The sequence below is a fragment of the Stenotrophomonas sp. 05L44_2 genome (genome assembly GCF_056665995.1).
The window spans coordinates 1-8443 of sequence record NZ_JBFTNR010000090.1 but is presented as its reverse complement, the minus strand read 5'-3'; the positions used below and the strand labels follow the sequence as shown (position 1 = coordinate 8443).

The 8443-nt window shown below is 68.5% G+C and carries 7 protein-coding genes; 4 read left to right on the top strand and 3 right to left on the bottom strand.

Annotated features, from left to right (window positions below):
- Together AC1VAN_RS05060 and AC1VAN_RS05055 are read right to left on the bottom strand one after the other, a co-directional pair.
- Positions 1-885 (bottom strand): ATP-binding cassette domain-containing protein (locus AC1VAN_RS05060; RefSeq protein ID WP_480985381.1); only part of this gene is annotated, 885 nt, incomplete at its 3' end.
- A 166-nt stretch (positions 886-1051) separates the two neighbouring features.
- A complete protein-coding gene (locus tag AC1VAN_RS05055; protein ID WP_032975555.1) occupies positions 1052-1951 on the bottom strand; it encodes a LysR family transcriptional regulator in 900 nt (299 codons plus the stop codon).
- A gap of 228 nt (positions 1952-2179) precedes the next feature.
- Between AC1VAN_RS05055 and AC1VAN_RS05050 the strand changes: the two genes are divergently transcribed.
- Positions 2180-3358 carry a serine hydrolase domain-containing protein gene (locus tag AC1VAN_RS05050; protein WP_313116798.1) on the top strand — a complete coding sequence of 393 codons (1179 nt, stop codon included), beginning with the start codon at positions 2180-2182 and terminating at the stop codon, positions 3356-3358.
- Positions 3355-4539, top strand: a complete 1185-nt coding sequence (locus AC1VAN_RS05045; RefSeq protein ID WP_032975553.1) for an MFS transporter — start codon at positions 3355-3357, stop codon at positions 4537-4539. Before AC1VAN_RS05050 ends, AC1VAN_RS05045 begins: the two co-directional genes overlap by 4 nt.
- A gap of 202 nt (positions 4540-4741) precedes the next feature.
- Here the strand turns inward: AC1VAN_RS05045 and AC1VAN_RS05040 are convergent, their stop codons facing one another.
- Positions 4742-6361, bottom strand: a complete 1620-nt coding sequence (locus AC1VAN_RS05040; RefSeq protein ID WP_032975552.1) for an EAL domain-containing protein — start codon at positions 6359-6361, stop codon at positions 4742-4744.
- 228 nt (positions 6362-6589) lie between these two features.
- Between AC1VAN_RS05040 and cycA the strand changes: the two genes are divergently transcribed.
- Both cycA and AC1VAN_RS05030 read left to right on the top strand, forming a co-directional pair.
- On the top strand, positions 6590-7963 hold the full coding sequence (gene cycA, locus AC1VAN_RS05035) for a D-serine/D-alanine/glycine transporter (protein WP_480985380.1): 1374 nt from the start codon (positions 6590-6592) through the stop codon (positions 7961-7963).
- A gap of 214 nt (positions 7964-8177) precedes the next feature.
- Positions 8178-8443, top strand: a 266-nt coding sequence (locus tag AC1VAN_RS05030; RefSeq protein ID WP_480985379.1) for a hypothetical protein, incomplete at its 3' end; no start/stop codon positions are given.

The following is an 8443-nucleotide window of genomic DNA, read 5'->3' as shown; positions in this document are numbered from 1 at the left end:
GCCGTGGCTCGCTTCGGCGCGCTGCTTCTGCCGACCGAGCAGGATCGGTGCCTGGTTGGCCTCGCGCGCTTCGCGGTTGCCACGTGCCTGCCGCTGCTGCTGGCGCTCGTTCTGTTCGCGCGCGCTGCGTTGCCGCTGCCGGTGCTGGGCACGGGCATGCTCCAGCTGCGCGGCGGCGGCCTCGCGTTCGGCGGCGCGTGTGTCGGCATAGTGCTGCCACGGTCCGCCGTAACGATGCAGGCCGTGCGCGTCCAGTTCGACGATCTGCGCCATCTGCGCAAGCAGGCCACGGTCGTGGCTGATGGCCAGCAGGCCGCCCTGCCACTGCTGCAGCTGTGCGTACAGCTGGTGGCGATGCCGGGCGTCGAGATGATTGCTTGGCTCGTCGAGGATCAGCCAGTCCGCGCCGCTGGCCCACGCGCCGGACAGCGCCACCTGCATCGCCTGGCCGCCACTGAGCCGGGAGGCGGGCTGCGCCGGATCAAGGTCGGTCGGCAACTGCATCGCCTGCCACTGCTGCTGCAGGCGTTCGCGCAGGTCCCAGTGGTCGCCCACGCAGGCGAAATCGGCTTCATCGATGCTGCCTGCTTCGATGCGCGCCAGTGCCGCCAGCTCGGCGCCGACGCCGGCCAGTTCACCCACCGTGCCACGTGGCGGATAGCCCGGCGTAGGCAACAGGAACACCTGGCCACTGCGGTGCACGCGGCCATCGTCGGGCGACAGCTGGCCGGCGAGCAGGCGCGCGAGCACGCTCTTGCCGGCGCCATTGGCGCCGACCAGCCCGGTGGCCACCGGTTCGAAGGAAAAGGACAGATCGGAAAACAACGGTCGGCCATCGGCCAACCGATACGACACGCGATCGAGCGTGAGGGAATGCGAAGTCATGCGACCTCCATGGATGCCTGGTTCTCCCCTGCGCGCAGGGGCGGGAAGAGTCGGGCCGTCTAGTGCGAAGACGGCGGCATCACTGGCGCATTGGTCGCGAGCCTCGGTGGGGAATGAGCGGGCAGTATAGCGCCGCGAGCTGAATGGTCGCGGCCGTGGCGCTGGGTCAAGGCACCGTATCCAGCCGCGCGCCGACAAATTCGATGAATACCCGCAGCTTCGGCAGCACGTGGCGGCCGGAGGGCCACAGCAGGTGGAAGATGCCGCAGGAATGCACGTGCTCTTCAAGCACGGTGACCAGCCGGCCATCGGCCAGTGCATCGCGCACCGAATGCACCGGCACGAACGCCAGGCCCCCGTCGCGCAGCGCCAGTGCCACCCGCGCTTCGATGGTGTTGGCGACCAGGTGCACCGGCAGATCCTGTGCCGTTTCGCCTTCGGGCCAGAGGATCGGCCATGGCTCGAGCTTGCCGGTGCTGGGGAAGCGGTAGTGCAGCAGGCGGTGCTGCAGCAGGTCGGCCGGCGTGCGTGGAACGCCATGCCGTTGCAGGTACGCCGGCGATGCAACCACGCGGCGTGGGAACACCCCGAGGCGGCGTGCGGTGAGGCGTGAATCGCTGGGCTCGCCAACGCGCAGCACGGCGTCGAAGCCTTCCTCGATGACATCGACCAGGCGATCGCAGAAATCCAGCTCCAGCCGGATGTCCGGGTAGGCCGCCATGAACTCGGCCATCAGCGGCAGGGTCAGGTCGCCCACCAGCGGCAGGCTGATGCGCAGGGTGCCGCTGGGGGTTGCATGTTGCTGGGCCAGTTCGGTGCGTGCGGCATCGCATTCGTCGAGGATGCGGCGGCAGCGTGCCAGGAACAGCTGGCCCTCGGCCGTGAGGGTGATGCTGCGCGTGCTGCGGTGGAACAGGCGCACGCCGAGTGCGTGTTCAAGCCGGGCCACGCACTTGCCGGCGGCCGAGGCGGAGATGCCCTGCACGCGGCCGGTGTCGACGAAGCTGCGGGTGTCCGCGGCGTGGACGAAGGTCTGCAGGTTGGCCAGGTTGTCGAGGACGGACATGGGGAAGGTCGCTGCGAAAGTGGGCAGGGTAGGGCGCGGCAGTCCGGCCCGCTGACGTGGCCCGCGCAACACTGCGGTGCGCGGGCCTGGAGGGTCGGTGCGGCCCAGTGGTTCCGGGCATCATGCCGATTGTGGACCTTGCGGTCCATGATGCACGGAGCCCCGCCCCGCTTTTTGCCGGCGCCGGAGCTGCCTACCGTGGCGGGCCTCTCCCCACGGATCACCCCGATGACACTCGCCCTTCCTGTTGATACCGCACCGGCACTGCCCGCGGTGAGCGCGCTGCTGCGGGCCGTGCATCCGCAGCGCCTGGTCGGTGCGGTGGTACTGGTGCGCGAGCACGGCGTGCTGCGCCACGCCAGCGCCAGTGGCCTGGCCGACCGTGAATCGAACACGCCGATGCGCCGCGACCACCTGTTCCGGCTGGCCTCGGTGAGCAAACCGCTGCTGACCACGGTGATCCTGCGCCTGGTAGCAGACGGGGTGCTGGACCTGGACGCGCCGGTGCAGCGCTGGTTGCCGGCGTTCCGCCCGGCACTGGCCGATGGCAGCCGCCCGCCGATCAGCCTGCGCCAGCTGCTCAGCCACAGCAGTGGGCTGGGCTACCGCTTCCTGGAAGCCGATGCCCAGGAGCCTTATGCGCAGGCGGGTGTGAGCGATGGCATGGACGCGAACCCGGTGACGCTGCAGCAGAACGTGCAGCGCATCGCGCAGGCGCCGCTGTTGTTCGCGCCGGGCAGCCAGTGGTTGTACTCGCTGGGCGTGGATGTGGCGGGCGCCGTGGCTGAAGCGGCCACCGGCGAAAGGTTGCAGGTGTTGTTCGACCGGCTGCTGGCGCAGCCGCTGGGCCTGCGCGACACCGCGTTCGCCACCGCCGAGGGTAGTCGTCTGGCCACGCCGTATGTCAGTGACCTGCCGCAGCCGCATCGGTTGCGGGAGGGCGAGGTGGTGCCTGCGTTCGAGGGCTCGGTGGGCATCGAATACAGCGTGGCGCGGGCGACCGATCCACACCGCTATCCGTCGGCAGGCGCGGGGCTGGTGGGCAGTGCCGATGAGGTGATGGCCGTGCTGGAAGCGTTGCGCGATGTGCGCGCCTCGCAGCTGCTGCCGGACAGCGTGGTTGCACAGATGGGAACCCCACAGGTCGGCGAGCTGGGACCGGTTGATCCGCCGGGTTGGGGATTCGGCCTCGGCTTTGCGGTCCTGCGTGATGCAGCGGCCAGCGGCACACCGCAGACCGCAGGGACATGGCGTTGGGGCGGTGCTTACGGCCACAGCTGGTTCGTGGACCCGGCGCGTGGCCTGAGCGTGGTCGCGCTGACCAACACGCTGTACGAAGGCATGCATGGCGCGTTTGTCGATGAACTGCGCGATGCGGTGTACGCCGATCTGGAGACGCTGCGATGAGCGGCCACGCAATTGATGCAGGGGCTCCGGCGGGTGAAGCAACGCGCTTGCCGTGGCGCGGGCTGCTGGCACTGGCCGGTGGTGGCTTCATCACCCTGCTGACCGAAACGCTGCCAGCGGGCGTGCTGCGGCCGATGGGCGAGAGCCTCGGCGTCAGCGACGCGGCCGCAGGGCAGCTGGTGAGCGTGTATGCACTGGGCTCGGTGCTGGCTGCGTTGCCGATGACTGCGCTGACCCAGCGCCTGCCACGTCGTCCGCTGCTGCTGGCGGCGATTGCCGGCTTCATGGTGGTCAACACCGTGACCGCGCTGAGCCACGACTACGTGCTGACCCTGGTGGCGCGCTTCCTGGCGGGTGTGGGCGCGGGCCTGCTGTGGTCGCTGGTGGCCGGCTATGCCGCGCGCATGGTGGTGCCGGAACTGCAGGGAAGGGCGATCGCGGTAGCGATGATCGGCTCGCCGCTGGCGCTGTCGCTGGGGGTGCCGGCCGGCACCTTGCTGGGCCAGCAGATCGGGTGGCGCTGGGCGTTCGCGTTGATGAGCGTGCTGGCGGTGCTGCTGCTCGGCTACGCCCGATGGGCGCTGCCCGCGTTGCCGGCGGCCGGTGCAGGCCGGCGCATGTCGCTGGGTTCGGTCTGGCGCATGCCCGGCATCCGCAGCACGCTGCTGGTGATGGTGCTGTACGTGCTGGCGCACAACGTGCTGTACACCTACATCGAGCCGTTGGCAGTGCAGGCCGGCGCCGGGGCGTGGCTGGACCGGCTGCTGCTGGCATTCGGCATCGCCGCGATCGTGGGTATCGCCATCGCCGGCTGGGGCGTGGACCGCCACCTGCGCGCGCTGGTGTGGGCCAGCGTGATCGGCTTCGTGATGGCGGTGGTTTCGCTGCTGCTGTGGCCAGGCCTGCCGGGCGTGCTGCTGTTGGTGACGATCCTGTGGGGCGTCGCGTTCGGTGCGGTACCCACCCTGTTCCAGACCGCCCTGGCGCGCCGCGCCGGTGCCGCCGCCGACCTGGCGCAGTCGATGCTGGTGACCGGCTGGAACCTGGCCATCGCCGCCGGCGGCGTCGGCGGCGGCCTGATGCTGCAGGCCAGCGGCGCCCAGCACCTGGCCTGGCTGCCGTTGCTGCTGCTGGTGGTGTGCGGCCTGTGGGTCTGGGCGCGGCCGAAGGCCTGGGCGTAGGCGTCGATCAAGGATGACGGGGTTGCCGGCCAGCGGCCGGCACTACCCCGGCCGAAGCTCAACAGCGCGCGCGAGCGCAGCGACCCGCTGTTGCTTTTCTCTTCTCTATTTACGTGGTGGAACGCCGCAGAGATCTGTACCGCCCGGCCAACCCACGAACAGCTTTATGCGACCCACCACGAGGGGCGGCGCCGTTCGCCGGCTACTCCCCCGCCTGCTCGCGCTCGAACGGCACGCTGCGCGGATTCTGCATGTGCTCCCGCGCCGCGCCGTACTGCTGCTGGCGCTTGCGGTGGAAGGCGATGAACTCATCGCGCGGCAACGGCCGCGAGAACAGCCAGCCCTGGCCGAACTGCACGTGCTGGCTGTGCAGGTAGGCCAGCTGCGCTTCGGTTTCCACGCCTTCGGCCACCACCCACAGGCCCAGCTCGCGGGCCATGCCGATGATGTGCGGCGTGACCGGGCTGGTCGCGCTTTCGGTGCCGATCGCATCGACGAAGGACTTGTCGATCTTCAGTGCATCCAGTGGCAGCTGCTGCAGGTACTGCAGGCTGGAATAGCCGACGCCGAAATCRTCRATGGCCACGCTGTGGCCCGCGCGYCGMGCCGCGGCCAGCATGGTGCGGGCACGGTCGATRTCGAGGAAGCCATGTTCGGTGGCCTCCAGCCAGATCTGCTGCGGCAGGATGCCGCTGCCGGCCATGCGCTGCGAGATCACCTTCAGCGCACGTCCGCTGCTGATGTCCTCGGCCGCCAGGTTGATCGCGATGTGTGCACTGCGATCCTCGGCCAGCAGCTCACGCATGTCGGCAACCACGTTCTCGATCACCAGGTCGGTGATGGCGGCGATCATCCCGGCTTCTTCGGCCAAGGGAATGAACAGGTCCGGACGCACCTGCGTGCCGTCGGGGCGCTGCCAGCGCACCAGCGCTTCGGCGCCGACGCAGATGCCGGTGTCCAGTTCGATGATGGGCTGGTAGTGCAGGTAGAGTTCGCGGCGGCGGATGGCGATGCCCAGTTCGCCGCGCATCGACAGCCGTCGTCGCGACAGCCAGATCACCAGGCCGGCACCGGCGGCGGCCATCAGCAGGCCCAAGGGCACGAACAGCCACGCCTGCTGCCGGAACGTGGCCGCCAGCGCGGTGCGCGGCGCCGTGGCGATCGCCAGCCATTCACCGCTGCGCGCGCTGGCATACAGGGTGTCGCGGTCCAGGCCTTCGCCGGGCTCACGCAGCAGGCGCTGCAGCAGGGCCGGGTCCATGCCATCCTGCTGGGTCAGCAGCCGTCCATCCGGACTTGCCAGGGCCAGCCGCACGTCCGGATCGACGATGACGTCGACGAAGCGCCGAGGGTCGACCAGCACGTCGTAGGCCCCGTACATCATGGACAGCATCGGCCGCCGGCCAGCCGCCTCGGGGCGCACGTTGACGGTGATGCCGGCACCATCGCTGGTGACGTGGTCCGGCGTGGGCTGGTCCACATCCTGCTGGAACGGCCCCCACGACGTGCAGCGCAGCTTGCCGCCCTCGAAGTAGCCCATCTGGTCCGACGACGGCGTGGTCATCACCAGGGTCTGCATGCGCTGGATGTGTTCGGCCCCGCAGGGCGGCAGCACGGTGGCCTCGGCCGACTTCAATGCCGCCAGCGCTTCCTGATAGGACACTTCGGTACGGCGCAGGCTGCGCTCGGCGATGGCATGCAGCCGCTGCTGTTCGACACTTACGGCACGGTCCCAGGTGGCATAGACCATGACCGCGATCGGCACTGCAGCGGCCAGCACGGCCAGGACGGTGCCGCCGATGATGACCCGCAGTCGGCTCATGACCGGGGCTCCAGAGAGGTGTGCAGGGCTGGGCACATGGGCGGGGCCGGTCCTTGGGCGATGGCGGTATATGAACACGGCGCAGGGCTGGGCGGAATGGGACAAAGGCGGTAACGGGTCACATTGTGGTGAAAATGACACTTGCTGACGGCCCTGGGCCGTCCGGCGCTGGCGTTGTGGCAGCGGGAGGACTAACGTCGAACGCTTCACCCGCCCCTTCCCGCGCCCATGACCGAGCCCGCCACGCCCCCCGAGCACCTGCGCCGCAGCCTGTCCAACCGCCACCTGCAACTGATCGCCATCGGCGGTGCCATCGGCACCGGCCTGTTCATGGGTTCGGGCAAGACCATCAGCCTGGCCGGCCCGTCCATCGTGTTCGTCTACCTGATCATCGGCGCGATGCTGTTCTTCGTGATGCGGGCGATGGGCGAGTTGCTGCTGTCCAACCTGCAGTACAAATCCTTCATCGATTTCTCCACCGATCTGCTTGGCCCATGGGCCGGGTTCTTCTGCGGGTGGACGTACTGGTTCTGCTGGATCGTCACCGCCATCGCCGACGTGATCGCCATCGCCGCCTATGCGCAGTTCTGGTTCCCGGGACTGGAAGCGTGGAAACCGGCGCTGGCCTGCGTGATGCTGCTGCTGTCGTTGAACCTGGTGACGGTGAAGCTGTTCGGYGAAATGGAGTTCTGGTTCGCSMTGATCAAGRTCGTGGCGATCTGCGCGCTGATCATCACCGGTGCTGGACTGGTGGCGTGGGGCTTCACTTCGCCCAGCGGCCACACCGCATCGCTGTCGAACCTGTGGAATGACGGCGGCATGTTCCCGATGGGCCTGGTGGGTTTCTTCGCCGGTTTCCAGATCGCGGTGTTCGCCTTCGTCGGCATCGAGCTGGTGGGCACCACCGCTGCGGAAACGGCTGACCCGGAGCGCAACCTGCCCAAGGCGATCAACTCGATCCCCGTGCGCATCATCATCTTCTACGTGCTGGCGCTGATCGCGATCATGGCGGTGACCCCATGGCGCCAGGTGGTGCCGGACAAGAGCCCGTTCGTGCAGCTGTTCGTGCTGGCCGGCATTCCCGCCGCCGCCAGTCTGATCAACTTCGTGGTGCTGACCTCGGCCACGTCCTCGGCCAACAGCGGCATCTTCTCCACCAGCCGCATGCTGTATGGCCTGGCCGAGGAAGGCCACGCGCCACGTGGCCTGTCCAAGCTCTCGCGCGCTGCAGTGCCGGCACGGGGCCTGCTGTTTTCCTGCCTGTGCCTGCTGGGCGGCACCCTGCTGATCTACCTGATCCCCAACCTGGTGACCGCCTTCACCCTGGTGACGACCCTGGCGACGGTGTTGTTCATCTTCGTGTGGTCGCTGATCCTGGTGGCCTACATGGTCTACCGCCGCCGCTACCCCGAGCGCCACGCGGCCTCGATCTTCAAGATGCCCGGCGGCGTGGCGATGTGCTGGGCCTGCCTGCTGTTCTTCGCCGCCGTGCTGGTACTGCTGAGCCTGCAGGCCGACACCCGCCAGGCGCTGATCGCCAGCCCAGCGTGGTTCGTGCTGCTGGGCGCCGGTTATTGGCTGCGGCGGAAGATGGCGAGATAGTCAGCAAGACCCTCGCCAACAGATCCAACGGCCCCGGTGAGCCCCATCCACGCATGGCGTGGATCTACGTGTCGACCAAGGTCGACACCCACCAACAGCCGCATGGTCGACATCCTTCAGCCGCCGCGGGAGATGGCGCAGTAGTCAGCAAGACCCTCGCCAACAGATCGAGCGGCCTCGGCGAGTCCCAACCACGCATGGCGTGGATCTACACGTGTCGACCAAGGTCGACACCCACCAACAGCCGCGTGGCCGACATCCTCCAGCAACCGCGGGAGATGGCGCAGTAGTCAGCAAGACCCTCGCCAACAGATCCAACGGCCTCGGCGAGTCCCATCCACGCATGGCGTGGATCTACGTGTCGACCAAGGTCGACACCCACCAACAGCCGCATGGTCGACATCCTTCAGCCGCCGCGGGAGATGGCGCAGTAGTCAGCAAGACCCTCGCCAACAGATCGAGCGGCCTCGGCGAGTCCCA

Bases quoted from the DNA above. Each gene is read 5' to 3' on its own strand.
- AC1VAN_RS05055 (WP_032975555.1), bottom strand. From the start codon at position 1,951: ATGTCCGTCCTCGACAACCTGGCCAACCTGCAGACCTTCGTCCACGCC.
- AC1VAN_RS05050 (WP_313116798.1), top strand. From the start codon at position 2,180: ATGACACTCGCCCTTCCTGTTGATACCGCACCGGCACTGCCCGCGGTG.
- AC1VAN_RS05045 (WP_032975553.1), top strand. From the start codon at position 3,355: ATGAGCGGCCACGCAATTGATGCAGGGGCTCCGGCGGGTGAAGCAACG.